Annotated in this window: 21 protein-coding genes; 6 read left to right on the top strand and 15 right to left on the bottom strand. The window is 62.3% G+C overall.

Going from position 1 to position 25,144, the window contains the following annotated elements:
• Positions 1–56 precede the first annotated feature (56 nt).
• From AC5P8C_RS14060 to AC5P8C_RS14010, 11 genes are all read right to left on the bottom strand, one after another.
• Entirely contained in the window at positions 57–1,121 is a 1,065-nt protein-coding gene (locus AC5P8C_RS14060; protein WP_167692773.1) for an XVIPCD domain-containing protein, read from the bottom strand.
• Positions 1,122–1,161: 40 nt separating this feature from the next.
• Complete coding sequence (locus AC5P8C_RS14055; RefSeq protein WP_019660872.1) at positions 1,162–1,737, bottom strand: hypothetical protein; 576 nt, start codon at positions 1,735–1,737, stop codon at positions 1,162–1,164.
• 76 nt (positions 1,738–1,813) lie between these two features.
• Positions 1,814–2,389, bottom strand: coding sequence for a hypothetical protein (locus AC5P8C_RS14050; protein ID WP_495218962.1), 576 nt, complete (start codon positions 2,387–2,389; stop codon positions 1,814–1,816).
• A 144-nt stretch (positions 2,390–2,533) separates the two neighbouring features.
• Entirely contained in the window at positions 2,534–3,682 is a 1,149-nt protein-coding gene (locus tag AC5P8C_RS14045; protein ID WP_495218961.1) for a YncE family protein, read from the bottom strand.
• A 184-nt stretch (positions 3,683–3,866) separates the two neighbouring features.
• Positions 3,867–4,880, bottom strand: a complete 1,014-nt coding sequence (locus tag AC5P8C_RS14040) for an XVIPCD domain-containing protein (protein ID WP_495218960.1) — start codon at positions 4,878–4,880, stop codon at positions 3,867–3,869.
• Between the two features lie 2 nt (positions 4,881–4,882).
• Positions 4,883–5,518, bottom strand: a complete 636-nt coding sequence (locus AC5P8C_RS14035; protein WP_424555993.1) for a hypothetical protein — start codon at positions 5,516–5,518, stop codon at positions 4,883–4,885.
• Positions 5,515–6,441 (bottom strand): XVIPCD domain-containing protein, encoded by a 927-nt coding sequence (locus AC5P8C_RS14030; RefSeq protein ID WP_495218958.1) that lies wholly within the window; start codon positions 6,439–6,441, stop codon positions 5,515–5,517. Before AC5P8C_RS14030 ends, AC5P8C_RS14035 begins: the two co-directional genes overlap by 4 nt.
• A 144-nt stretch (positions 6,442–6,585) precedes the next feature.
• Positions 6,586–7,224: a hypothetical protein gene (locus AC5P8C_RS14025; protein WP_495218957.1), complete on the bottom strand. Its 639-nt coding sequence runs from the start codon at positions 7,222–7,224 to the stop codon at positions 6,586–6,588.
• Between the two features lie 44 nt (positions 7,225–7,268).
• Positions 7,269–10,616, bottom strand: a complete 3,348-nt coding sequence (locus tag AC5P8C_RS14020; protein ID WP_495218955.1) for an XVIPCD domain-containing protein — start codon at positions 10,614–10,616, stop codon at positions 7,269–7,271.
• 34 nt (positions 10,617–10,650) lie between these two features.
• Positions 10,651–11,295 (bottom strand): DUF1629 domain-containing protein, encoded by a 645-nt coding sequence (locus AC5P8C_RS14015; protein ID WP_080112533.1) that lies wholly within the window; start codon positions 11,293–11,295, stop codon positions 10,651–10,653.
• Positions 11,296–11,481: 186 nt separating this feature from the next.
• Positions 11,482–11,859, bottom strand: a complete 378-nt coding sequence (locus tag AC5P8C_RS14010) for a hypothetical protein (RefSeq protein ID WP_019660861.1) — start codon at positions 11,857–11,859, stop codon at positions 11,482–11,484.
• A 167-nt stretch (positions 11,860–12,026) separates the two neighbouring features.
• Between AC5P8C_RS14010 and AC5P8C_RS14005 the strand changes: the two genes are divergently transcribed.
• The 3 genes from AC5P8C_RS14005 to AC5P8C_RS13995 all read left to right on the top strand — a co-directional run bounded on the left by AC5P8C_RS14005 (position 12,027) and on the right by AC5P8C_RS13995 (position 13,575).
• Positions 12,027–12,236: a hypothetical protein gene (locus AC5P8C_RS14005; RefSeq protein ID WP_495218954.1), complete on the top strand. Its 210-nt coding sequence runs from the start codon at positions 12,027–12,029 to the stop codon at positions 12,234–12,236.
• 91 nt (positions 12,237–12,327) lie between these two features.
• Positions 12,328–12,753 carry an energy transducer TonB gene (locus tag AC5P8C_RS14000; RefSeq protein WP_019660859.1) on the top strand — a complete coding sequence of 142 codons (426 nt, stop codon included), beginning with the start codon at positions 12,328–12,330 and terminating at the stop codon, positions 12,751–12,753.
• Positions 12,754–13,206: 453 nt separating this feature from the next.
• Entirely contained in the window at positions 13,207–13,575 is a 369-nt protein-coding gene (locus AC5P8C_RS13995) for a hypothetical protein (protein WP_019660858.1), read from the top strand.
• A gap of 31 nt (positions 13,576–13,606) precedes the next feature.
• Here AC5P8C_RS13995 and AC5P8C_RS13990 read toward each other — a convergent pair whose 3' ends face one another.
• The 4 genes from AC5P8C_RS13990 to aceE all read right to left on the bottom strand — a co-directional run bounded on the left by AC5P8C_RS13990 (position 13,607) and on the right by aceE (position 22,157).
• Positions 13,607–14,944 carry an McrC family protein gene (locus AC5P8C_RS13990; RefSeq protein WP_109814305.1) on the bottom strand — a complete coding sequence of 446 codons (1,338 nt, stop codon included), beginning with the start codon at positions 14,942–14,944 and terminating at the stop codon, positions 13,607–13,609.
• 3 nt (positions 14,945–14,947) lie between these two features.
• Entirely contained in the window at positions 14,948–17,587 is a 2,640-nt protein-coding gene (locus AC5P8C_RS13985; protein WP_495218953.1) for an AAA family ATPase, read from the bottom strand.
• Between the two features lie 269 nt (positions 17,588–17,856).
• A complete protein-coding gene (locus AC5P8C_RS13980) occupies positions 17,857–19,407 on the bottom strand; it encodes an SIR2 family protein (RefSeq protein WP_026347113.1) in 1,551 nt (516 codons plus the stop codon).
• 62 nt (positions 19,408–19,469) lie between these two features.
• Positions 19,470–22,157: a pyruvate dehydrogenase (acetyl-transferring), homodimeric type gene (aceE, locus tag AC5P8C_RS13975; protein WP_019660853.1), complete on the bottom strand. Its 2,688-nt coding sequence runs from the start codon at positions 22,155–22,157 to the stop codon at positions 19,470–19,472.
• A gap of 566 nt (positions 22,158–22,723) precedes the next feature.
• Here aceE and AC5P8C_RS13970 point away from each other — a divergent pair.
• From AC5P8C_RS13970 to AC5P8C_RS13960, 3 genes are all read left to right on the top strand, one after another.
• Positions 22,724–23,284: a PadR family transcriptional regulator gene (locus tag AC5P8C_RS13970; RefSeq protein WP_495218952.1), complete on the top strand. Its 561-nt coding sequence runs from the start codon at positions 22,724–22,726 to the stop codon at positions 23,282–23,284.
• Positions 23,285–23,343: 59 nt separating this feature from the next.
• Positions 23,344–24,141: a siderophore-interacting protein gene (locus AC5P8C_RS13965; protein WP_019660851.1), complete on the top strand. Its 798-nt coding sequence runs from the start codon at positions 23,344–23,346 to the stop codon at positions 24,139–24,141.
• Between the two features lie 447 nt (positions 24,142–24,588).
• Positions 24,589–24,990: a hypothetical protein gene (locus AC5P8C_RS13960; protein ID WP_233653309.1), complete on the top strand. Its 402-nt coding sequence runs from the start codon at positions 24,589–24,591 to the stop codon at positions 24,988–24,990.
• Positions 24,991–25,144: the final 154 nt, after the last annotated feature.

Genomic DNA, 25,144 nt, shown 5'->3' with positions numbered 1-25,144 from the left:
CCAGCGTTACTGGCGGCCCACCGCGAGTACGGCGGCTCGCCGTGGCGCTTGCTGCGCTAGGCCATGCGCGGACCGGACTGCTCCTGCACCTGGCGTTGCTGCAGCTCATCCTGCGTGCGCACCTGTGCAGACTGCGACAGCTGCTCGGCACGCTCGAACGAAGTTTCTGCCGGTGTCTGCGCAGCCACCGCTGTTGGCATGCTGGCGCGCAGCTGTGCCGGATCGTTGCGCTCGCCCTGCACGATGAAGATGTTCTGCGCAGCGTCGGGCTGCGCGGTGCGATCGCTCAACAGCACATGGTCAACCTGGGTCAGGCCATTGGCTTTGGCCAGCGCGTACAGGCTGGCACTGATGTTCTCGCTGGTGGCATCGAAGGCACGGCCCCGCTCTGCATCGAGCCGGGCCACGCCCTGGTGGATCTGTGAAAGCAGCGGGTCGTTGCTGTGCCGGGCCAAAAGATCACCGCTTCGTTCGCCCATGCCCTCGGCATCACTCAGCATGTGTTGCTTGAGACTGCGCTCCGGCAGGGGATTGGTTTTCCTCTGGTTGAGCTCGCTGTCCGGAAACGGCGGATCAATGCTATCCACACCGTGGATGTTGCGCAGCGGTCGGAATGCGTCCTTGCCCGCCCCCTTGATGTCAAGAGGAATGCGAACATCCGGAAGAAGCTGGCCAGCGGGACCTCCCAACGCGTTCACGTCGATGCTACTTTTCCGCTGGATGCCTGCGTGGTTCAAGGCTTCCCAGGTGAAGTCCACGCAGTTGTTGCGCACGTCCTTGTATTGAAGATCGAAGCCGTACTTATCCGGGTGCGCACCGAAGGCCTCAAGCTTTCTGTACTGTTGCTCGCTGATCTCGAGCGTGCGGCTGTAATGCGGGTTCCTGTACTCGACCGCATCGGTCTTCATGACCTCGCCCGGCCCGTTCATGCTTCCATGCTCCGTAGGCGCGAAGCCGAAACTCCGCGTGGTCTTGTCCGGCCCATGGAGCACGTAGAACATGTGTCCGGGCCCGGATGTCTGCGGAACCCCGTCCACAACTTTCTGTACACCTCTCTCGTCCACCAACGGCGTACCAGGTGCGGCAATGACGATTTCTACGGTGTAGCGCGGCTTATCCATAAGAAAAATCCTTCAGTTCCTTCCAGCAGTGGGATGACGTCTATTTTCCAGAGAGTGGGTCGGCATGAACCCGCAGCTGCGCCGGGTAATGCTGGAGCGCAGCGGTGGGCTGCACCGTGCGCACATCCAAGCGGTAGCGGGCACCCATTTCTATCGGCAGCGTGACGATGCTCAACCTGTATCGGCTGGCGTCCATCGATACCTGCTGCGCGTAACGCCAGTCTGCCGACTCATGCCATTCGGGGAGCGGCTCACCCAGATTGCGCGCCCGTGCCTGATAGACATCAGACGTTGCAACGTCCTGCCAGGCACCTGCGACCCAGCGCTGCAGGGACAGCTGAAAGGGAACATGAACATTGTCCATGTCAGGCTCACTGTCAGGCCCGGGTCCATGTCGCTGCACTTCAAGATCCAGAACATAGGGACGACCCGGATAGAAGTTGCGGGCATTCGTCTCGAACTCGAACCGCACCGCTTGGCCGGACCCGGCCACGTCGATCGGCTTGACCAGATCCAGCGGCTCCGGCGCATCCGGTACGCGGCTGCTACAGGCGCCGAGTGCGCCCGCCAGCGTGAAGATCAGGCCGGCGCGCAGCCAGCGGTGGATACCCAGCATGATTCAGATCCTTTGGCTCCCTGCCATAGGCCTCAACCCTAGCGGGTGACCAACGGCGTCGCAACCAGGCGATTGATTACTTTCCAGCGGGTCGGGCGGCATGGATCCGAAAACGGGCCGAGTAGCCCTGCAGTGCCTCTGTCCTCTGCACCGTGCGCACGTCCACGCGGTAGCGGGAGTCAATTTCCACTGGCAGAGCAACCAGGCTCATCGTGTACTGGCCGTCACTGCCCATGTGCGGCGACGTATACCGCCATTCGCTGGATGCATGCCATTCCGGAAGCTGTTCACCTGCATTGAGCACCCTGGCCTGATAGCTGTCGTAGGTGGGAACATCCTTCCAGGCATCAGTGCCCCATTGCTGCAGGGTCACCTCGAACGGGACCCTTGATGTGCCCACGTCAGGCTCGTCCGGCCTTCGTGTCCCTTGGCGCTGCAACTCCAGCTCCAGCGCATACGTGCGACCCGGCTGGAAGTTGCGGGCATTCGTCTCGAACTCGAACCGCACCGCCTGGCCAGGCTCGGCAACGATAATTGGCTTGACCAGATCCAGTGGCTCCGGCGCATCCGGTACGCGGCTGCTGCAGGCGCCGAGTGCGCCCGCCAGCGTGAAGATCAGGCCGACGCGCAGCCAGCGGTGGATATCCAGCACGATTCAGATCCTTTGGCTCCCTGCCATGGGCTTCAACCCTAGCGGGTTGGCGCTGGGCACTGCAACCAGGCAAAGAAAAAGGCAGGGCCTGCACCCTGCCTTCTTCACGCGGCGCGTCGCCGGGCGGGACCCGGCGTCACCCCATTACAGCTGAATCCGTGCCACGCTCTCGTCAGCGCCCTTGTCATCCTTCTCGCCGTTCTTGATGCTCACGAACAACACGTTGTTCTTCGCATCCAGCGCCAAGCTGTTCGGGTGGGTCGGCACGGTGTAGGTGGCCACCTTCTGGTAGCTGTCACTGTTGTAGGCGGTCACCGTACCGGCTTCGCGGTTGGTCACGTACAGGCGCTTGCGCGGTGCATCCAGCAGGATGCCCAGCGGGCCGGCATCGGTCGGGATGCTGGCCAGTTCCTTGCCGGTACTGCGGTCCAGCACCAGCACGCGCTGGCCCGGATGCTTGCTGACCAGGCCGCTGCTCTTGGCCTGGTAGCCACGCAGGAATTCCGAGCCCTGGTCGGTCACGAACAGGCGCTTGCCGGCCGGGTCCAGCGCGATGTTCATCGGCTGCTCGGCAGCGATCCTGTGCTGCGCCACCACCTTGTTCGACTCGGTGCCCACCACCACCAGGTCGGCCAGCAGGTTGCTGGTGTAGACGCGCTTGTTGGCCGCATCCAGCGCCAGGCCCGGCGCCTTGGCATTGCCCAGGCCGTCGATGGTGTTGATCACCTTCAGCGTGGTGGTATCGATCACGAACAGCACGCTGCTCACGTCCGGCTGGCTGCTGTGGCCGGTCACGTACAGGCGGTTGGCGGCGCTGTCGACCACCAGCTCGCGCAGGTCGTGGGTGTAGGCGGCCTTGCCGTCCTTGCCGGTCTTCTTCTCCATCAACTGGATGGTGCCCACGGCCTTGTTCTGCGCGGTGTCGACCACGGTCACCGACAGGTCCACGGTGTTGCCCACGTACAGGCGGTTGTGGGCGTCGTCCAGCACCACGCCGAAGGCTTTGCGCTCCAGCGGAATGCGGGTTTCCACGGCCAGCGTGGCCGGGTTCAGGCGCAGCACCTGGGCCGGGCCGGCGTCATCGCCGAAACCGCCGGAGGAGGCCACGAACACGGCGTTCTGCTTCGGGCTGTAGGCCAGCTCGTACAGGCCCTTGGCCACGGCCTGGCGCTGCACAGCGGCGGTGGTAGCACTGGCAGCGGGTGCGTTGTCGGCGAACGCGGAGGGCGCGCCGAGGCTGAGCGAAACGGCAACGGCCAGGGCGGCCGAGCGGAAGAGAGGAGTACGGAACATGCGAGCGTCCTTGAATGGGCACGGGAGGGTGTCCTGGCTCGCTGGGCCGTACTGCGACGGCCCGCCCCGCATCTGTCTGCGCGGGTGGGCTGGCTGGGGTTGCGGGGGAATGGTAGCAGGTGGGGGGCGTGACGTGCGCCGGCGCGGGCATGGCCGACGCTCGACCTCGATGCTGCGCCCGCGGCTATGCCATCCGTGGACCGTGGCTCTGCTGAAGCTGCTGCTCCTCCTGCAGGCGCTGCGCGTCTCGCTGCGGCTCGTTCTGCTGCAACTGCGCGACGCGATCGAACGAGGCCTCCACCGGTGCCTGCGCAGCCACCTCCGCCGGCATGCTGGCGCGCTGGTGTGCCGGGTCACTGCGGTCACCCTGCACGATGAACAGCGTCGGTGCGGTATCACCGCGCTGCTCGCCCAGCACCACCTCGTCCACGCGCGAGAATTGCTGCTCCTTCGACAGCGCGAGCAGGCTGGCACTGACATTGCCGTTGCGTACACCGAAAGCGCCGAGGTCGGCCACCTGCTGGTGGATCTGGTTGAGGCGGGCATGATCGTCGTGCGCCGGGTCTGCGGGCGTGCCGCTTGCCGCGAGTGCACTGTTGTCGCGCCACTGCTCGCCGTTCTCGGTGAACATCCACTCGCGGAAGGTCTGCTTCGGCATCGGGTTCCACTGCACCTTGTCCAGTTCGCTGCCCTTCACCTGCTGCGGAATGGCATTGACGGCGCGGATGTTGTCCAGGACCCTGGTAGCGCCCTCGTAGTTGGTGATCTCCCCGGCCAGCCCCACCGGGCGCAGCCCTGCGTGGTTCAGGGCACCCCACGCGAAATCGGTGCAGGCGTTGGAGAAGAAGTCGTAGTTCATGTCGAAGCCGTGCTTCTTCGGGTCTGCCGAGAACTCGAGGATGCGGTCGTACTGCTCCTTGCTGATCTCGATCGTGCGCTCGAAGCGGGGCTTGTCGTAGACCCACACGTCCATGTCATCGACTTTGCCCCTGTTCGGCTCGTCCTTGGTGCCTGCGTGGGTGAAACCCATGCTCTCCGGCAAGGGTTCACCCGAACGGCGCAGCGACAGGAACATGTGGCCCGCGAACGAGGGCTCCAGCAGAAACCTGTTCCCCTCAGCATCACGGCCGTAGCGCGGCGTGCCGGGGGCCGCCAGATGGATGGTTACGCTGTAGCGTTCGGCATCGTCCTTGTGCATGTCTACTTTCCTAGTGATTGGTAGCCAACGATCAGTTCTGCTTTCAGGCCATTCAGCCGGGGTCGATCCTCCACAAGGTCGACCCGCAGAACGTAGCGCCCGGGTGCAATGCCTCCGACCTGCGCCAACTGCAGCGTGCGATAGAGCACGTCTTCAGAGTACAACCCGGCCTCGGCCAAGCTGTTGATGTCCACGCTCCCCGTCGTCAGGTCTGTTACCACGCCATCCTCCCCGATTTTCTGAGAATCGCGTCCATCGCGAGTACGCTGCCAGAGCTGCACAGGACCAGGTGCACCGCCATCAATACGCTCCAGGCGCAGCCGCGTTGGCAGCCGTCCCAGCGTGATCTTCTCCGAAGCATCCAGCAGCCGTCGCGCATCGGTATCCTGCAGCCGCAACCCGATGTTCAGGATCGGAATGGCCGGCTTCTGGGGCGCCGGCAAATCAAACGTGACCTCGGCAATCCGACCGGCCTTCTGCAACTGCACGGCCCGCGTGAACGGCACAACCGTGCGCGCCTCGGCCTGTGCGCGCGTCAGCAGGGGCGGCGCAACCTCCGGCGCTGGTGACGCACGGCATGCCGCCAGCGCGCCCAGCACCGCCAGTACCACCAGCCCCCGCCGCAGTGGCCGCATCATTGCTCCTTCAACCGCAGCGAATCGGCCACATCGGTCTTGGCCGCCACCTCGGTGGCGATGCTGGCGCGGCGGTGCCCCGGGTCGTTGCGGTCCCCCTGCACGATGAAGATGCTCTCCGCCGCATGGCTGCTTTGGGTCGGCCTGCTGAGCAGCACGTGGTCCACGCGCGAGAGATTGTTCTGCTTGGCCAGCACCAGCAGGCTGGCGCTGATGCGCTGGCTGGCCGCATCGAACGGGCGGCCGTGCGCGGCATCCAGTTCGGCCACTTTCTGGATCAGCTGCGAGAACAGGCGATGGTCCGGATGTGAGGGGTCCAGCAGCGTGCCGGCCACTTCGATCGGCGTCGGTGGCGGTTCATCGATCGCGCGGTCGCCCTGGCGATGATGTTCGGCCTCGCGCTCGGGCATCGCGTGGTGGGTTTCGGCATTCAGATCGCTGCCCGGGAACGGCGCGGCAATGCACTGGATTTCCGGCAGGTTGAACAGCACCGCGAACTCGCCCAGGTTGCTGCTTCCGTCCAGCGGGGCCGGTAGCGGATGCAGGCAGGCGTAGTGCAGCGCCGCCCAGACGAAATCGCTGCAGCGGTTGATGGTGGCCGGGCGATCCACATCGAATTCGAACTCGGCCGGTTCCTCGGCGAAGTCGCGCAGGCAGCCGTAATGCTCTTCGGTGATTTCCAGGGTGCGGCTGTAGTACGGGTCCAGATGCTCGTCGGCATCGTCGTGACGCACCTGCGCGTACTGCACGCCGGTGGGGGCTTCACCCGGCGCGTAGCGCGGCGGTGCGAAGCCGTAGCTGTGGGCCTCGTCGCCTGCGGCCACCTGCAGGTACATATGGCCGCGCGGCGAGGTGCCCCCACTCTTCAGCGGGGTGCCGGGGGCGGCCAGGTACAGCGTTGCGGTGTAGCGTGTTGCCTGCTCCATGCCTGTTCAGCCTTGATGGGTGCTGCGGTCCTGGCCGGATGATGGCATAGGTGGGATGGGGGGTAGGTGGAGGACAAAGTTGGGGCCACGACTGGCATGCTGAATGTGTGAACCAGCCAGCAATCCAAGAAGCTGACTGCTTCGCTACTTGGGCCTGCGCAGGTAAGCAACCAGCAGTTCCGGGTGGAACGGCTCAAGCTGCGGCAAGGGCGAATGCAGTTGCACTTCAACCCGGTATCGGCCCGGCGAGGGATTGCGTGCCCATGCGAAGGCCAGCTGTGCGTAGGTATCACCGGGTCGTTCCAGCCCAGCATTCTGCAGCGCCAGTACGTCAGCATCGTCCAGCCACGCGCTGGTTACTCGACCATCGGTGGGGATGGGAATCGTCTGGGCAGGTTCCCCGATGATCGACTCCAGCCGGAGCAACGGCACGTCCTTCCATCCACCCGATTCCAGGCGCGCCATGGAGACGTTGGCCTGGAGCCCGGATGCCTGAACATCGACCAGTGCCTCCAGTGCCGGGACGTCGTCCGTACGATTGACCCGAATACCGATCATGAGCGTCGGAGAGGAATTCCTGCTGGGAACATCCACATCGAATTCCACCGCCAATGGTTCATCCATTGGCGAGGTGGGCATGGCGCGCACAAGCGGCACCAGATCCGGACGATGGGCATCTGCGAACGAGCCTGCGTCGCGAGCCGCCTCGGGTCGGCACCCCGTAGCCAGAAGAACGAGCAGTCCAGCGAGCATGCAGATCCGGCGCTTTCCTTGTGGCTTCATCTTCGGTCCTTTTCGCAGGTCGCCCAGTGCAGCTCACACGTTGATCATCCCCCGCTGGCCGCACGAATCTGGATGTCGTGCTGCACACGCTGATCTTCCAGCTGCTGATCCATCTGATTCGCAAGCGCACGCTGATGCGCTTCACGGCTGACAGAGTCGAACTGTTGCAGTGACTCTTCAACTGATGTCTGCGCCGCCATCTCGGTCGGCATTGCAGCACGCTGATGCGCCGGATTGCTGGGCTCGCCCTGCACCACGAACAGCGTGTGCCCGGCCGGGTGTTCGTGCGTGGCGTTGCTCACCAGCACATGGTCCACCCGTTCCAGGTCGTTGTCCTTGGCCAGTACCAGAAGGCTGGCCGTCATCCGCTCGCTGACTTCATCGAAGCTGCGGCCGTGCTTGGCATCCAGCGCTTCCACGCCCTCGCGGATCTGCTGATACAGCGCGTGATCGGGGTGGCCGGGCTGCGTAGGGTCGTGCAGCGCCAGGTTCGGGCCCGATGCCTCATCCGGTGCGGGCGCGGCTGGCTCAGGGCTTGGCGCTATCGTGGGCTCGGCAGGAACGGTGACAGCCGCAGTGACAGGCTGGGGTTCATCCAATGGAGCCGGTTCGGGCTCTGGCACGTGTCGTGCCGCTTCCTGCTCCAAAGGCCATGGATCGCGCGCAGGCTCAGCAGGCAGCGGCTCCTTGAAGGGCACCGGTTCCACCTCCTGCACTGCCATGTCCTGCGTTGGAGTGGGAGCAACCGCAGGCACCGGGGCGATCCGCTCCGGCTCCGATGCCTGCTCTGTGCGCTGCGTGGGCATCATCTGCGTTGCCGCATCCAAGGGCGCGGCGACATGTGGCGTCGCGCGCTCAGGTGCGGCCGGGTGCGCCTGCATCGGCCCAGCGGGCTCCGGCGTCTGTGAGGCGGTACGGTTCTCGGTGGGCGCTTCGCTGTTTGGATGGGGCTGAGGTTGCGGCTCCGCCTCACGCCGCGGCGGATCGCGCTGCTCGGCGTGCCGTTGAGGCGCGGGCTTGTCCTGTGCCGCGGGCGTAGGTGGTGGCGTGACCGCTACCGCGGGCGGCGCTGCCACAACCGCCGCAGGCGCGATGGGTTGCGCAGTCGCCGGCTCTTCAGGCCGCACTTCCACGTTTCCATCCTGCTCGGATGGCTTGTCGCCATGTGCCACCTGCGCGGCTGCTCGTGCAGCCTGTCCTGCATCTACCTGCGCAGCACCCAGCCGATTGGCTTCCTGCAGTGCCTGCCGGTACGCCTCCTGCTCACCCGCCGACAGCGCAGCAATGCGCAGCTCGGGCGAGTCGGGCAACGGCGCCTGCTCATTGGCACGCGCGCGCACCTCATTCCATGCGGCCTGCAGCTCCTGCGTGCTGGTGGTCGCGAAGGCGCGCGCCACGCCATCCTGACCCACCTGGTAATGGGTGATGGGCCGAGACGCGCCCGCGTTGCCCTCGGCTACAGGCCCCAGTTCCTGCAGCGTGGGACCCGTAATGCCGTGCTGCTCGCGCGTGCGTGCCGTGGCCAGGGCAATGGCCTGCTCCCACGCCGGTGACAGCGCGACGCCCGCAGCGTAGTAGGTGTGGCGCAGCTCGTTCTGGTTCACTTCCGCCGCAGATGGCAACGGTCGCGCGTCCAATGCAGCAATGGTCTGGTTGAACTGATCGAGCGACGGCTGCTGGATGATGCGGGTCAGCTCCAACTCCAGCGCCATATTGCCCTGCGCGATCTGGCCAGCGTGGTGCCATTGTCCTGCGTCATCGCGCTGGTAAAGCTGGTTGTCCGAGCCCTGGATGGCGTCGGGCCTGGCACGCGCCTGCTCCACCGCTTCCGGCACCAGCGGCACGAAGTCGCTGGCGCGGGTAGCGGCGTAGGTCTCCAGGTAGCTGGCGGCAATGGCGGCTTTGCCGTTGGCAATGTTGTTCTCGATGCGCTGCACCGCCTCACGATTCAACTCGTTGGCGCGTTCGGGGGTGGCGGTCTGCGTCTCGTACACCCCCCGGTCGTTAGCGCCGGACACGCCAATCTTGACCTGCCGCGTCCACTGCTCGGTCTGCGCATCGCGGTACCAGTTGGGATTGTCCAGACGGCCCTCGCCGTCCTTCGCCGGGATGCTGAAAGGATCCTGCGGCGGCGGCGCCTTGCCCAGCGCCAGCTCTACCGCTTTTACGTGGGCGTACGCACCCAGCTCGCGGGCCTTCTCGTAACTGGCGCCCACACTGCGCTCAGCCGGATTGCCCAGGCCGTCGCCTGCGCTGTCCATGACCGCCTGGCGCTGCCAGTTCAGGCCATTGAACTGCCACGTGACGCCGGCCTTGTCGGTCTGCCGGTAAATGGCGCGGTTGTCGAGCAGATCGGCGCCCTTGTCGAACGCCTTACTCATCAGCAGCGCATCGCCCGCGACGATGGCCGCAGGGACGAAGCTGGACGTGCCGATCACCGACGCGGTGGCCATGCCACCGACCCAGCCACCGCCGTTGCGTGCCAGAGCGTGGGTGAGCTCGGACTGGGCGGCGGCGCCGTTGCCTTCTTCCAGCAGCTGCGAGGTGCGACGGGCGGTGATGACAGCGTCGGCGCCAGAGGCGAGCAGGCCGCCGGATCGGATCAGTTGGCTGGTGGAGGCTTCGCCGAGGAGGAGGTCCATGGTGATGCCGCCTTGCTGCAAGCGAGGCGCACGAATGCGATAGGCAGCCTCCTCACCCAGCACACGCTCCACTTTCAGGATGCCGGGCTCCGACATGACAATCCGACCAGACTGTTGCGCTTCGGAGATTGCCGCCGACAAGCTGTTCTTCTGAAGCTCAAGATCACTTCCTTTAGTCAGCTTGGCGCCGAACTGATCATGGACATCCAGCAAAGCCACAATGCGCGATTCAGTCCTGGTCACTAGAAGATGCATTCGCTCGTCTGGACTCATGCCAGTCAACGCACCGTACTGCAAGGAGTGGACCTGCGCGTAGTGATCGACACTCCCGAAGAATGCCTGCGTTCGCGGCCTGATGGCATCTGAATCCATGCCAAGAGGGGCGTTCGTGTAAAGATCACCATTGACCAGGCCAATCGTCATTGTGTCGCGAAGGCCGTTGACCTGAGCTGCCACGCGCTGCATCGCAGCCACGTCACCGCGAAGCGCAGCTTGGCCGTCTGGTGATGCCTCGATCAGCTCCAGAGAAAAGGTGATTCCGTTCTGATAGTCCTTGATCGGCCCCCCGCCATGAGGGGACACCCCCATGGCAGCAGCGAGCTTCTTGTCTGCCGGCATGTAGAGCAGGTTCTCGAACACGTCCTTCTCAACGAGCTCTGCGTCCACCAATGCCTGCAGAAAATCGTTGTTATTGAAGGTTTGTTGCTCAAGCACATGGTGCTTCTGAAGAATCGGACTGTTGCGCGGCATAGAGCGACCTCTTCCTTGAGTTCAATCAGCGGACTCAGATATCAGCTGCGTCCGTAAACGATAGTCCTCGCGACTCGCCCCTACCACCGATGCCGGCGGCCAGAACCGCATCGCGCAAAGCGCTGTCACAGAAAACCAGGTTCCCTGAGTAAGGCGTTCTGAATATGTGCGCCTGGCTGATGACATCCTTTCGGAACGCCAAGGAACTCCCACCCCTGAGGTCGTAAAACTTGCCTCCGGGATAGCCCTCGTCGCGAACAATGCGGAGCTTTGACGCAGCTTCATCGACCGCATCGATCACTCGGGTCACATCGCAGAGGAAGTAGCGCGGCCCTTCAGATCCATTGGCGAGGCGGTATTCGCTCTCCGCAAACTCGAATCCGTTGGGATCGACAGAGACGAACGCGTTGCGCAAGCGCTCCGAGACGAGCCAGTAACCGCTCATTCCTCCTTCAAGATCTTCCGGAAGCCCCCCCTTCTTGGGCGAGTGAACCAACAGTGGTTTCTCTGCCAAAGGTGGAAATCCCCCCCCTTCAGGACGCAGGATCAACCGTGGAGGTGTGCGAAGTTTCTTCATATTCTCGAACACTACCCCGTGCCCCTTTCCCCCTCGCGTGGTATCCGGCATCAAGAGGAAGAATTCCCCATGTCTGGGCTGAGTTGACTCCATTTGCTCCATGATATTCATCCCTTACAAAATCCTAATTGCTAGCCTAGAGCCAACCTGAAGGAGAGGAAAGTGACCTCCTTTCATTTAAGTGAAAGCTGGCGCCACGCTGCCGCACGTTGCCCTGCGTGACATAGCTGTCGTACGTTCCCAACGCACCGAAGCTCCAAGAGCTGGCACTCCCCAGCTTCAGCTCCGCTAGGCCAACACCAGATCCCCATTGATCAGCGCCACCTTCACCGTGTCCTGCAGCACCCTCACGGCCTCCACTGCCCGAACGATAGAACCTAGGTCGCCTTCAAGCGCCCCTTGCCCGTCCGGCGAGGCCTCGATGGTAGCCAACTGCCGCAACATGCCCTGTGAGTAGGCATCAATCGGCTCCTGCACATAGCGCGAGCATCCCAGCTCATCTGCGAACGCCTGCTCAATGGGCAGGTACAGCCAATTGTTTGCAGAGTTGATGTCGAACTCACCCGCCGCCTGCAGATGGCGAAGCAGGTTGCTTCCCGCAACGATCGTGGGACCGATGATCAACTGAGAATCGAACAGCGCGTCATTGTCTTCGATGGCAGCCATGGGTCTCCTTTCCTATGGGTGTTGCGATGGGTAACTACGGTCCTCTTTTACTCTGGCATGCATTGGTACGCAATCGGACCACAATCAAATTTTTCGGACCGCCGACGGCGCGTCCCGCCGTGTGAGACCCATCGCAGCCACACTCCTCTTCTCACTGGAGGATGCCCATGATCAGAATCGACCCCACATGGCTGGAAGCCTTCGACAACGAGCTCCTCCACCTGTTCGCCATCGACCATCGCGATGCCGGCATGGATGAGTACCTGCTGGGTTGCTACGCAGATCTGCCTCCGCACGAGGCCGCACTGGCGTTCGGCAACGACTACGACCTGGAGCGCGACGATGCGCTGTGGCCACGGCCTGGCATGCCAGTGTGAACCGTGCAGCCGTCCGGCGCGCCGGCATTCAAGGCAAGCCATGCCAGAGGATGGCCGCTATGCTGGCAGCGCACCGGAATGGAAACCACGTATGCCCCGTTTGAACACCACCCTGGCACTGAACCTCGTTCTGATGCTGCTGGGCGCTACACCTGCCATGGCCATGGCGGCAGACCCGCAGGTTTCCACTGAAGTGTTCGTAGAGCGCGGTGACAACCCCACCTTCGAGCTGCAGCAGGCGCCTGCCGTTGTGTATTCAACGGCCCCTGCCACCCCGCCCGATACCTTGCTGCAGATGCCCATGGCGGTGCTGTTGGTTGCTCAGCTGGATGAGCTGGGCCAGGTTTCCAACGTGATGGTGGTGCGGTCCAGCGGACTGCGGGAGCTTGATCGTGCGGCCTTTACCGCAGTGGACCAGTGGCGCTTCGAACCGGTCGTGGTTGAGGGCGTCGCGCGGCATGCGCGGGTTCGGGTGCGTTTGAGCTTCGTGCCTCCGGCCGAGGCGCCGCCCGGCTGAACCGCTGGTTCAATCTGTCGCGATTGGCCCTACGCCATGGCCCAGACTGCGAGCAGTTCTGCACTTGGGGCCAATAACGCCAAGCCCTCCAAGACCGTTGCGGCGCAATCGCTTGCCGGCTTAACACCGTGTGCGACAATGCCGAAAGCGTCAGGACTGGCAATCGCCGGTTCTGCAGTTTCTTGGCATTTGGTAGCTGTACGGGTATCTCTTGGCGTGCCACCGGAAAAGGGTGGCGCGGGACTCGAAAACCCGTCTGAATACCCAGTGCTTTACGCTTGCCAGTCGGCGTCATCTTCGGATGGCGCCGGCTGGCAATCCGTTCGCGTTCCATGGCGGGCGGTGCGTGGGGGCCTTCGGGCCCGCCGGCTTGGGTATTCACCGGTTTTCGAGCCCGCACCGTCCGCCACCTTTATCGGTGGCGCTGCTATCTGTCCTGTACGGAGCATTGCCATGAACACATCGGACTTCCGTTCCCTGCACGCGCACTACGATCCGGACAACGCCGTGACCGAGCGCGAACCCTCACCCGATCCAAACTCCTTCGTCGCCACGCTGCACCGCATCGGCACCGGTGCGGCGGCGGATGGCCAGCCGTGGCCGGAGCGGCATCAACTGCCTGGGCGCTGCCTTCAGTTGGCAGATGCAGATTGCGCGCTGGCGGGGCTGCGCGTGGTGGCGGAGCTGATGCTGGCTGCGGAGCGGACTCGGCAGAACGGCGCGCCCGAGGAGTACCTGGGGGATCGGGTGATGGAGGGGTTGAAGATGGCTTGTGTGGCGTTGACTGCGCAGGTGAGTGAGCGGTTGCACGTGCGGGAGTAGCACGTGTGCATGAGCGGCCGGCTCCGATAGTTCAGGGAACCCAGCTACTGAGCTCGCTGCTATGCGCAGCGGGTGGGTTCACTTGAGGAGGGATGTTGCCATTCGGCCGCCAGTGTTCCGGCGTCACCAGCAATCCACGCTCTAAATCAAAGGGCAACACCCAAAGCTGTAGTTCGGCGCTGAAATCAAATGCGGGAAGGGGCTGCGTGAATCCCGCGTGCTGCGGATAGACCAGCGCCAACTGCCCTGCTCCACCCAGGTAGCGCTGCCCGTAGGCAAACATCTGGTAGAAGTCGGATTGTTTGAGCCCATACTTCTCACGCGCATCGCTGGCCGTCGCATCCAGCACCTTCCACTTCGTATCAAGTACGCGGAGCTCATCGCCTCGTCGCAGCAGAAAATCTGGAATCAGATTGAACCAGCTTGCCCCGCCATGGCTGCACAGGTACTCCGACGCTGCACCGCCAACCCGCCACTCCGGCGCGAACTGGCGCGCTAGGCAAGCGCCCACGTAGCGCTCAAACAGCCGCTCCATGGGGAACATCATGCTTGGGCTGCGCCAATCGCCCGCCAATGCCAAGGGGCTCTGGCCCGACAAGATCAGCTCGCATAGCGGACGGACTTCACGATAGTGGGCCATCAGCCGGTCGCTGCCCCAAGCGCGCAGATCGTTAGCCACCTGGGTACTTCGTGGCACGCTGGCCATACGCGTAGACAACTCCTGGGCAAGTCTCCAGGTTCCCGCGTTGCGCGTACGTGCACACACGCGATCCAGGGCGACGCGCAGTAGCCGGTTCTCAGGCCTGTCCTCGCTAAACACATCGTGCTCGATGTTGAAGACGTGGGCACGAGTGGGCGACTGACGGAGCTGACGCGAAATATCCAAGCGACCACGCAGGAACAACTGCTCCTCGCGGACCCGTGTGTAGTCGAAGCGAAGTCCGCGCTTTAGTAGTTCATCCAGCGCGCCGATGAATCGCCCCATGACCCATTCATTTAATGGCGTATCGAATAGAGTCACGTCGGCAGGACTACCTTCCCTCGGTGAGATGTCTAGCACGGTGCATAGCATGCGGCGCAGCAACCGCCTCGCGCCGAGCGCATCATCTACATGTGCAACGTGCTTCGGCAGCACCTCCAATGTGGTGCCGTCGGGACATTCCACTACACCTACATACTGGTCCAGACGCAGCCAGCGTGCGCCATCGCGCTGCATGAGCGCCGCTCCGCCCGCGCGCAAGCGCTCGAACTCACCACAGAGCCAGTCAAAGGACGCCTGCGGGAAGAAGGCGGCATCCAGCCCCTCCTGCTGCGGACCGCCTTCTGAAACGCCGATCCGCGCATACTCGCGCACAGTCAGCACAGCCATCGGTCAGTCTGCCTGGCCGACGAGAATTCCCCTGTAACTGGCTGCCTGCTCGAACGCTGACTCATGGATATACCAATTGGCGGTGTCAGGTGCGAGCTGTGCCTCCGGGGCAAACAGGCGGTTCAACTGCAGCTCGCGCTGGCGCAAGAAGCGCTCACCCTGCGGCTTAGCATCATCGTTCAGCACCCAAGCGATACGACGCCAGTCTTCGAAGAAGTACTCCTGCAGCAACGGCAGAATGCGCAGGCGGAACGCCTCAGCCAGCCCAGGCAGATCTTTGGCGCCCATCAAGTACGCATGGCCGATGAGGTGATCCCGGCCGAGCAGAACTTCGATGCGACTGTTTAGGGTGCTTAACAGTTCACCCATGCGAATACCGTCGACGTCCCAATCAAGCAGCTCCGGCTGGGGCGGCATTTCGATGAACCGGAAGCGTCGGCGCAGTGCTACGTCCATCGCAGCCAGCGAGCGGTCCGCAGTATTCATTGTGCCAATGATGTGCAAGTTGGCTGGCACCGCAAAATCTTGCTTGGAGTACGGCAAGCGAACGGACAACGCTTCATCCATCCCCTGCCGCTTGCTGGGCTCAATGAGGGTAATGAGCTCGCCGAAGATGCGGGCGATGTTTCCCCGATTAATCTCGTCGATGATGAGTACGTATGGCAGGTCGCTGTGCTGCGCATCGATGCAAAGCTCGAGGAAGACACCGTTCTCAACGCCATACTCGAGCGCACCGCTTGCACCTGCACGAGCCTTCAGGCCCTCCACGAAGTCCTCATAAGCGAAGCTCTGGTGGAAGGTGACGAAGCGGATGCGTCCTTCTTCATGCAGCGCATCGAAGCGTTGCTTGAGCACGGCTCGCGCACCAGCCCCCTGACCCTTGATGGCGGCCAGCAACTCCGGATCGAGGATCTCCAGAGCCTTATCCACCACACCATAGGTCTTGCCGGTACCGGGTGGGCCATAGAGGATGGTGTTGGAGGGAGCGTGCATCACCTGCATATCGTCATCCTGTTCCACAGCTTCATCTTCTTGCTCCTCAGCCTCTGCACCGTCGCCCTGCTCATAGGCGATGGCCACCCAGAGGAAGGACTGAACGTCGATCATGTCTGAGGGCGGCCAGCCGTCATCTGACAGTCGATCGGCGAGGCGGCTCGAGAGCGCACGAATGCGCTCCCATTCTTCGACGGTCATGCCGCCCTTGCGGAAGTCGAAGGTCGGGTCGAGCAGACCCAAGGCACGGCGCATCTGGCCGGTCTTGATGAAAAAGTAGCGAGTCGGATCTTTTAGAGTAAGCAGAAGGCTTGAAAGCGACCGTTGGCCGGCAGGCTGTAGCGGTGCGCTCAGCTTGTACAAGGACTCATTGAAGGCCTCAAGTGCAACGTTGTCGTCCCGCCTCCTAAGCAGTGAGAGGACCGCCCTACCCAGCGCTACTCGATCGTCCTCTGGCAACTCGGCCAATTGCGCGACAATTCGCCAACCAACAATGTTCTGAGGTTGCACGTTCTCTACGCCAACGCGAACCTTAAGCAGCTTGAGCAGCGCAGACCAAATTTCCTCTGGCTGTCCGCTCCTGAGCGCCGGACGCATGATCGCGGGGTACTGCTCTACCAACTGCCGCTTGTAGCTGGTTTCCCGCAACAAGCGCTGATCTTTAGAGAAGCCGGTGAATCCGGGGAATCGTGCGAGGAAGCGTTCGCGCAGACGTACGTAGCCGAGCTCAAACGTGTCTCGGCTGCCCTTGCGTGCCTCAATTCGATACTGCCCGTTTGTCTCTTGAATGATGAGCAGCGAATCGCCCGCTGTTACCCCAAGGCGCCTAAACGCGGGCGCAACACGTGCGCGGATGCGAGCTGAGCCTGGTCCATTGGGCCGCAAATCGGAGGTGATCTGATAGCCATTCGGGAACGTAAAGGTAGCTTCTCTTCCTGACGCTACGTCTGGAAGGCCCAGCATGGCTGCATCGAAGCCTGACCAACTGGGGTCAACTGAGATGTAGCCGTTGCGTATGGCGCCATCGGTGAGCACGACTTCCCAGATCAACGGGCCACTCGCCACAGCGGGCGTAGGAGTAGCGAAGGACTTTGTGTTTGCTGGCGGCAGAATCTTTCCGTCACCCTTCAGTCGCAGCTGGCGCGCAGAGAACTCGGTTGGGGAGACGCTAGGACGCCACTGCAGGATCTCAGCCAGGCTGTCGCTATGACCGGTTCCAATGTCGACCGCATCGAACAGGCACGTAACAGGGTGCTCCCCGTCCATCGCCACGAAGTCGAGCTTGCCGCAGTAGATGAATGGGACCGCATTGGAGGCGCCGCGAAACTTTGCCCTCATCCGCGCGAACAGATAGGTGGGCGAACCGCCTGAGATCCTGCGGATGATCGGGGAGCTTTGACTGTTCCTATTCTGGCTTTCCCAGTAGAAGTCGGTGCCGTCGAAAACGTCGAGGTAGTCGGCTTCCCCTTCCTTCTCGAGTGTTACGAACAGCAACACAGCGTTCTCGAGTTCTAGGATGCCGTCGGCCCAGGCAGTGCCATAAATTTCCGTTGGAACAGGCAATCCGCCCAGATGTGCGACATCTTGACGAGAGTACTCGGAACCGATCCGAAACCCATCCAGTCCGATCGGTGAGTTGATGCGTCCCATGCATGACTCATAAAAATTGGCCCAGTACTAATCCTAATGGAACAATGCCAATTACGTCACCAAGTAGCGGTTGGCAGCTTGACTGCTCTCACGTAGAGACAATCAAGCCTCACAGTCCCTCAGACCAGAACATTCCAGGAGAGTCATCGACTCCTCTCTTGTAATACCTCAATGAATCCGCGTACCACGAGATCCTTCTCGCTCGTCATTCAGCCCAATTCGAAAGAAAACGCAAGGAAGATCGCATGCGATTGGGAGAAAAGGCGTCGTCAAAAACGCCAGCCCCATCGAAGCCGATCATAGAAGCAGGCAAGCTTTCTATAGTAGCTCACGTAGCCAGTCGATCCCGCCTTGAAAATATCAAAATTGTCTTCAAGAAAACCTCGAAGAACTTCGAGATCGATCTTGTCGGCAGAAAGGAATGGAATGTATGCGGCCGCGACCTCCGGGGTAAATTCATCGATCACATCCTGAATATCCATATCCTTACACTTCTTAGCGAAAGACTTCTTGTAAACGTTGGAACGGAACTCATCGATCCTCCGCTCAACCCATTTCTTAAGATCATACTCCGACTTGTTAAAATCAGCCTTTGTCGTAATTCCGGCAGCATTCAAATACTTGAAAACCGGAACATTACTGGTATTTCTTCCGACACTCTTAATGACACTCTTGAGTATCATATCAGCGCTGTACTGACGATCCTGAATTACCAGATCAGAGAGCAAATCCACTAACTGGATCGACTCATAACCGACCGCGGAGAGGCCCTTAGCAATTACTCCAACGCCTACCAAGAATTCAACATCATCCGTTTTAGTGATGTTCTCGATGTCGATGACGCTTATTTTCTTATCCGGGTCACCGCTCTTGACAATTTCATACATCTGATCCTTACAAAAACGCAATATACGGGCAGGAACTTTTCTCTTGGTTTTCTCAAGCGCAGCATAAACCTTCGAGAAATCTTGTGTTTTTACGAGAACAATTGGAATCTGCTCTGCATCCAAAGCGTAATAGGATTCCGAAATTGAATCACCCTCTTCTTCCTCAGGCCTCTGCAAGAATATTAAGTTCTTTCTCAACTTGCTAACATTCTTACTGCCTATGCATGAGCTAATAGATCTAAGTATCGACTGAATATTCGGATCAGATAGCGAATACCCAATAAACACGACGGGATGTTCAACAAATACCGTAATTAGCTTGGCAGCCAAGTACGGATTCCGGCTTGCGAATAGTGCGTAGTCGTCAGAGGTCAGGACCAGCGATTCAGGATCCGAGCACCCGCCGTGGATTTTATATATCTCACCAACCTCTTGCGGGTTAGCGAACAGCAAGTCCCCCTGTCCTACGTAGACCTTATAATCAGGGAAAAGATGCTCGGCAAAACAATCCCAATTAGTGGTAATAACACCATCGACATTGAGCCTGCGAACTATCTCAACCTCTTCACCAAGAAGCACACCATCCGGGAATTTATCAGTAAGTGAGGACAGATATCTGCAGATCTCAACCCTTAGGGCTGATGAACTGGTAGATACGCTCTGACCATAATGAGCGCGACTTTCCTCAAACTCGGGATCGGACCACCATCTTTCGTTAAAATCGACAGACAGGAGCTTTGCCGCTTCTGGATAGTCGCCATCAACTCGGGAAAGATAGTATTCGAACTTCTTCCCTGGAGCACAGAAGCGCTGCAAAAGCCCCTTCCAGTCTTCCAAGCCGATGTAGCGCCTGGAAAAACCGGAGCCAAGGAACAGAAAAGCTCCGGATGTCTTCTCTTTGAATAGATCGGTCAGATAGCCTTCAATATCCATATTCAAGCCCTAAAAAATGGGCGACCCACGGGTCGCCCATTTAATGAAAGATAACTACCTAATCAAACCCCAACAGGATTAGCCTTCTCCGGATCAATCTTGTACTGCTTGATCGCCCGGGCCACATCCTTCGCGGTCATCTTCCCTTCCTTCGCCAACGCCGCAATCGCGGCATGCGCGATGTAGTACCGGTCAACCTCAAAGAACCGGCGCAGGTTCGCACGCGTATCCGAACGACCAAACCCATCCGTACCAAGCACGGTGTACGACATCGGCACGAACGCACGGATCTGGTCCGCATACGCACGCACGTAGTCGGTGGCGGCAATTGCCGGGCCCTGGCGGCCTTCCAGCAGTTCGGTCACGTAGGCCTTGCGCTGCTCACCTTCCGGATGCAGGCGGTTGGCACGTTCCACGTCGAAACCATCGCGACGCAGTTCGTTGAAGCTCGGGCAGCTCCAGATATCGGCGGTCACGCCGAAGTCCTTGTCCAGCAGCTCGGCGGCAGCAATGGCTTCGCGCAGGATGGTGCCGGAGCCCAGAAGCTGCACGCGCAGCTCGCCCTTCTTCGGCTTGCCGGCGTCGGTCAGCAGGTACATGCCCTTGACGATGCCTTCGGCCGCGCCTTCCGGCATTTCCGGGTGGGTGTAGTTCTCGTTCATCAGGGTGACGTAGTAATACTCGTCCACCTGGTCTTCCATCATGCGCTTGGTGCCGTGCTGCAGGATCACCGTCACTTCGAAGCCGAAGGTCGGGTCGTAGCTACGCACGTTCGGGATGCCACCGGCCACCAGATGGCTGAAGCCATCCTCGTGCTGCAGGCCTTCACCGTTCAGCGTGGTGCGGCCGGCGGTGCCACCCAGCAGGAAGCCGCGGGTACGCATGTCGGCGGCCTGCCAGGCGATGTCGCCCACGCGCTGGAAGCCGAACATCGAGTAGTAGATGTAGAACGGCAGCATCGGCACGTTGCTGACCGAGTAGCTGGTACCGGCGGCCATCCACGAGCTGATCGCACCCGGCTCGCTGATGCCCTGCTGCAGCACCTGGCCGCTCTGGTCTTCACGGTAGAACATCAGCTGGTCGGCATCGACCGGCTTGTACTTCTGGCCAAACGGCGCGTAGATGCCGATCTGGCGGAACAGGCCTTCCATACCAAAGGTACGGGCTTCGTCGGCCACGATCGGCACGATGTGCGGGCCCAGTTCCTTGTCACGCAGGGTGATGTTCAGGCTCTGCACGAAGGCCATGGTGGTGGAGTAGCTGCGCTCGCCGCTGCTCTTCAGCAGGCGCTCGTAGGCTTCCAGCTTCGGCGCCACGAAGGTCTTGTCGGCCTTGCGGCGGCGCTGCGGCAGGTAACCGCCCAGGGCAGCACGGCGTTCCTGCAGGTACTGCACTTCCGGCGAATCCGGGCCCGGGTGGTAGAACGGCACCTGGCCGTCGGCCAGCTGCGCGTCGGTCACCGGAATGTTGAAGCGGTCGCGGAAGTGGCGCACCGCTTCGTCGTCCAGCTTCTTGGTCTGGTGGGTCGGGTTCAGTGCCTCACCGGCGCTGCCCATGCCGTAGCCCTTCACGGTCTTGGCCAGGATGACGGTCGGCATGCCCTTGGTGTTCACGGCCTGGTGGTAGGCGGCGTACACCTTGTGCGGGTCGTGGCCACCACGGTTCAGGCGCCAGATGTCGTCGTCGCTCAGGCCGGCCACCATCGCAGCGGTTTCCGGGTACTTGCCGAAGAAATGCTCGCGGGTATACGCGCCGCCGAAGGCCTTGCAGTTCTGGTATTCGCCGTCGACGGTTTCCATCATCAGCTTCTTCAGGACGCCGTTGGTGTCCTTGGCCAGCAGGGCATCCCAGTAACCGCCCCACAGCAGCTTGATCACGTTCCAGCCGCCGCCACGGAACACGCCTTCCAGTTCCTGGATGATCTTGCCATTGCCGCGCACCGGGCCGTCCAGGCGCTGCAGGTTGCAGTTCACCACGAAGATCAGGTTGTCCAGGCCTTCACGGCCGGCCAGGGCGATGGCACCCAGGGTTTCCGGCTCGTCGCTCTCGCCGTCGCCGATGAAGCACCAGACCTTGCGGTCGGACTTCTCGATCAGGCCACGGTTTTCCAGGTAGCGCATGAACTGCGCCTGGTAGATGGCGGCCAGCGGGCCCAGGCCCATCGACACGGTCGGGGTCTGCCAATAGTCCGGCATCAGCCACGGGTGCGGGTACGAGGACAGGCCACCGCCGTCCACTTCCATGCGGAACTTGTCCAGCTGCTCTTCGCTGATGCGGCCTTCCAGGAAGGAACGCGCGTAGATGCCCGGGGCGCTGTGGCCCTGGATGAACAGCAGGTCGCCCGGGTGGTTCTCGCTGGGGGCGCGCCAGAAGTGGTTGAAGCCCACGTCGTACAGGGTGGCGCCGGAGGCGAACGAGGCGATGTGGCCGCCCAGGTCACCCGGCTTGCGGTTGGCGCGCACCACGGTGGCCATCGCGTTCCAGCGGATGATCGAACGGATGCGCCATTCCAGCTCGGCATTGCCCGGGCTCTTGGCCTCGAGCTGCGGCTCGATGGTGTTGACGTACTCGGTGGTGGGAGAGAACGGCAGGTAGGCGCCCGAACGACGGGTCAGTTCCACCATGCCTTCCAGCAGCTGATGCGCGCGCTCGGAGCCCTCGACATCAATAACGGCCTTCAACGACTCGATCCACTCCTGGGTTTCCACAGGATTCGGGTCGTTGTTCAGCACCTCGTTCAACCAGTTCATTAGCGCTCCCATAACCGCACGCACGCGCGCGACTGTTGTATAGATTTCTAGACCGCAAAGTGTAGCGCACCAAGGGCTTTCGTCACTTGGCTACGCTGGCGTATGGATGCATGCGGCCAGTGTCCGCAAGGCATGTCCCGCCCTGTCCAGCAGCAGGACAGGCCCCTGTTTCCGGCCGCTACGGCCTCTTGCGGCCGGCGCCCCGCTGTCGCATCAGGCCCGCTGCGTCCATGCGCAGGACGCAGTGTTACTACTGCCGATGACGCTTCTGGGGCAGGTTGGGTGTCGGGGGCGGCCGCTTCCGGCGCCGGGCACTGAACCAGCGGCAACATGCCGCATCCGGCACTGGAAGTGCGCCGCTGGCGGCCGCAGGGTAGAGACCGAGTGCTGGCCCCAAGGCCCCGCTCCCTTCCACAGTTGCTGCCGGGGCGCCCTGCAAAGGGCGCCCCGTTTCTACGCGCGCCGCCCGCCGTGGCCCAAAACAGACCCGCTTGTGGCCGGATCGAGTGTTGTCGCGTTCGACATATCGATATATCGTTTGCACACTCGTTTACCGATATATCGAAATGAGCCGTCCCCCTTCTCCCCGAGCCCGTTCCACCGATCCGGCGGTGCCCCGCCGCAACGGCCAGCCACGCGTGCTGAGCCGCGGTGACCTGCGCCTGCTGGTGCTGGCCCTGATCGGCGAGCAGCCGCGCCATGGCTACGAGCTGATGCAGCTGATCAGCAACCAGTTCATGCAGGCCTATACGCCCAGCGCCGGCACCATGTACCCGCTGCTGGCCAGCTTCGAGCAGGCCGGCTGGATCGAGGCCGAGGAAGTGGACGGCAAGCGGATCTTCCGCATCACCGCTGCTGGCGAGTTCGAGCTGAAGGTGCAGCGCACCCAGGTACGCCTGGCGCAGCGGCGTGCCTTCGACCGTGCCCGCGAGATCACCAAGGCTTCGCTGCCGCCGCCGCTGGCCACTGCCCTGCGCGAGTTCAAGCGGGCGCTGGTGCATCACCACGGCCGCTGGGCCGAGGGTGAGGCGGACGAAGTGGCGGCGCTGCTGACGCGGGCCTCGGCCCTGCTCAACGGTACCGCCGGTAGCGAGCAACCACCGATTTCAACGACCCAGCCAGACTGAATCCAGCCAGGTCTCCCCATGCCGCGCGCCCCCGCGCGACACCTTTACAGGTAACCCCCATGACCGAACACAACAACACGCGCCTGCGCCTGGATGTGCGCTTCCGTGAATTGACCGTGCTGCGCACTGAAGAGGTCACCCCGCACATGCGCCGCATCGTGCTGGGTGGCGCAGAGCTGGCCGGTTTCGATTCGCCCGGCGCCGACGACCACATCAAGCTGTTCTTCCCCAACGCTGCGGGCGAGATGGTGCTGCCGGTGCTGACCGCCGAAGGCCGCAGCTACCCGGACGGCAAGGTGCCTTCGCCCTCGCGCGACTACACCCCGCGCTGGTGGGACCATGAAGCCGGCGAGCTGGCCATCGACTTCGTGCTGCACGACCAGGGCGTGGCCGGGCCGTGGGCCGAGCGCGCACAGCCCGGCGATACGCTGGTGATCGGCGGCCCGCGCGGCTCGTTCGTGGTGGCCGACAGCTACGACGCCTATGTGCTGATCGGCGATGAAACCGCGCTGCCGGCCATCGCCCGCTGGCTGGACGTGCTGCCGGACGGTGCCGAGGTGCAGGCCTTCATTGAAGTGCGCGACGAGGACGAGCGCCAGGACCTGCCGCAGTACGAGAACGTGCGCATCCACTGGCTGGAGCGCAACGGCTTCCCGGCGGCCAGCAGTACGCTGCTGGAAGACATGCTGACCGACTTCGAGGCCCCGGACGGCGATGTCTTCTACTGGATCGCCACCGAATCGCGCCGCGCGCGGATGATGCGCAAGTTCATCGAAGGCCACCTGGGCGTGCCGCGCGACTGGATTCGTTCCACCGGCTACTGGAAGGCGCACCCGGACGAAACCGACGGCGATTGACCGGGCAGCCGGTGGGTGCGGGCCCTGCTTGGTGGGTGCGGACCGTTGGTCCGCACACCTTTGACGCACCTTCCTGGGTGGGTGCGGACCGTTGGTCCGCACGCCCTTGACCATGTAGAGCCGAGCCCACGCTCGGCTGCTCTCCGCTCCGCCATCGGAAACCCTCGCGCTGCGCGCGATAAGCCGAGCGTGGGCTCGGCTCTACAGGGGTCATCGGCGGCCATGCACATTCCCTGGTGGGTGCGGACCGTTGGTCCGCACGCCTTTGACTGTGTAGAGCCGAGCCCATGCTCGGCTGCTCTTCGTTCCGCGATCGGCGAACCCTCGAGCTGCGCGCGATGAGCCGAGCGTGGGCTCGGCTCTACAGGTAATCCGCCGCCCGGTTCAACGCATCAGCCGCCAAGCAATGCGACAATCGCGCTCCTTTCCTGCAGCAACGAGGCCCACATGGCCAAACTGACCCTGGCCAGCGTGGATGCGCTGCGTGCCCGCTTCGCTGATGACGCTGCCTGCGATGCGGCCCTGGCCGCCTTCGCCGATACCGCTGCACTGCGCACGCCGCTGCGCGAACTGGTGGAAGCACAGCACCGCTACCTGCAGGCCGAATTCGAAGTGGCGCAGGTGGCCGACGTGCTGCGCCGCGACCAGAAGTACGCACCGGTGGGCCGGCCTTCGATCAACATCGTGCAGCTGCGCAAGCAGCAGGCTGCCACCAAGCAGGCGGCGTTGATCGCCCGCCAGGTGGTGGCGCAGGCCGCGCAGACGTTCGTGCGGGTGAGCGGGCTGGCGGTGAAGGCCAAGCAGAGCCCGAGCGAAGCGTGCGTGGCATGGTTGGGCGCGTTGCGCTGAGGGATCGTGCGGACCAACGGTCCGCACCCACCAGATGCCGGTTGGCACCTACCGGGTAGTGCCGGCCGCTGGCCGGCAACCCCATCGGCATCGGGCACCTCGCATGCAGAGCCCAAAAAGAAGGCCCGCTTTTCAGCGGGCCTTCTGCCTTCTC

This window comes from Stenotrophomonas sp. YJH_SMC_46 (genome assembly GCF_059370315.1).
The sequence above is the reverse complement of the archived record's forward strand: the minus strand, read 5'-3'. Positions and strand labels throughout refer to the sequence as shown.

Coding starts and splice junctions, on each gene's coding strand:
- aceE (WP_019660853.1), bottom strand. CDS start 22,157: ATGAACTGGTTGAACGAGGTGCTGAACAACGACCCGAATCCTGTGGAA.
- AC5P8C_RS14060 (WP_167692773.1), bottom strand. CDS start 1,121: ATGGATAAGCCGCGCTACACCGTAGAAATCGTCATTGCCGCACCTGGT.
- AC5P8C_RS13985 (WP_495218953.1), bottom strand. CDS start 17,587: ATGGGACGCATCAACTCACCGATCGGACTGGATGGGTTTCGGATCGGT.
- AC5P8C_RS14055 (WP_019660872.1), bottom strand. CDS start 1,737: ATGCTGGGTATCCACCGCTGGCTGCGCGCCGGCCTGATCTTCACGCTG.
- AC5P8C_RS14010 (WP_019660861.1), bottom strand. CDS start 11,859: ATGGCTGCCATCGAAGACAATGACGCGCTGTTCGATTCTCAGTTGATC.
- AC5P8C_RS14045 (WP_495218961.1), bottom strand. CDS start 3,682: ATGTTCCGTACTCCTCTCTTCCGCTCGGCCGCCCTGGCCGTTGCCGTT.
- AC5P8C_RS14020 (WP_495218955.1), bottom strand. CDS start 10,616: ATGCCGCGCAACAGTCCGATTCTTCAGAAGCACCATGTGCTTGAGCAA.
- AC5P8C_RS14035 (WP_424555993.1), bottom strand. CDS start 5,518: ATGATGCGGCCACTGCGGCGGGGGCTGGTGGTACTGGCGGTGCTGGGC.
- AC5P8C_RS13965 (WP_019660851.1), top strand. CDS start 23,344: ATGACCGAACACAACAACACGCGCCTGCGCCTGGATGTGCGCTTCCGT.
- AC5P8C_RS13960 (WP_233653309.1), top strand. CDS start 24,589: ATGGCCAAACTGACCCTGGCCAGCGTGGATGCGCTGCGTGCCCGCTTC.
- AC5P8C_RS14005 (WP_495218954.1), top strand. CDS start 12,027: ATGATCAGAATCGACCCCACATGGCTGGAAGCCTTCGACAACGAGCTC.
- AC5P8C_RS14015 (WP_080112533.1), bottom strand. CDS start 11,295: ATGGAGCAAATGGAGTCAACTCAGCCCAGACATGGGGAATTCTTCCTC.
- AC5P8C_RS14000 (WP_019660859.1), top strand. CDS start 12,328: ATGCCCCGTTTGAACACCACCCTGGCACTGAACCTCGTTCTGATGCTG.
- AC5P8C_RS13995 (WP_019660858.1), top strand. CDS start 13,207: ATGAACACATCGGACTTCCGTTCCCTGCACGCGCACTACGATCCGGAC.
- AC5P8C_RS14040 (WP_495218960.1), bottom strand. CDS start 4,880: ATGCACAAGGACGATGCCGAACGCTACAGCGTAACCATCCATCTGGCG.
- AC5P8C_RS13990 (WP_109814305.1), bottom strand. CDS start 14,944: ATGGCTGTGCTGACTGTGCGCGAGTATGCGCGGATCGGCGTTTCAGAA.
- AC5P8C_RS14030 (WP_495218958.1), bottom strand. CDS start 6,441: ATGGAGCAGGCAACACGCTACACCGCAACGCTGTACCTGGCCGCCCCC.
- AC5P8C_RS13970 (WP_495218952.1), top strand. CDS start 22,724: ATGAGCCGTCCCCCTTCTCCCCGAGCCCGTTCCACCGATCCGGCGGTG.
- AC5P8C_RS13980 (WP_026347113.1), bottom strand. CDS start 19,407: ATGGATATTGAAGGCTATCTGACCGATCTATTCAAAGAGAAGACATCC.
- AC5P8C_RS14025 (WP_495218957.1), bottom strand. CDS start 7,224: ATGAAGCCACAAGGAAAGCGCCGGATCTGCATGCTCGCTGGACTGCTC.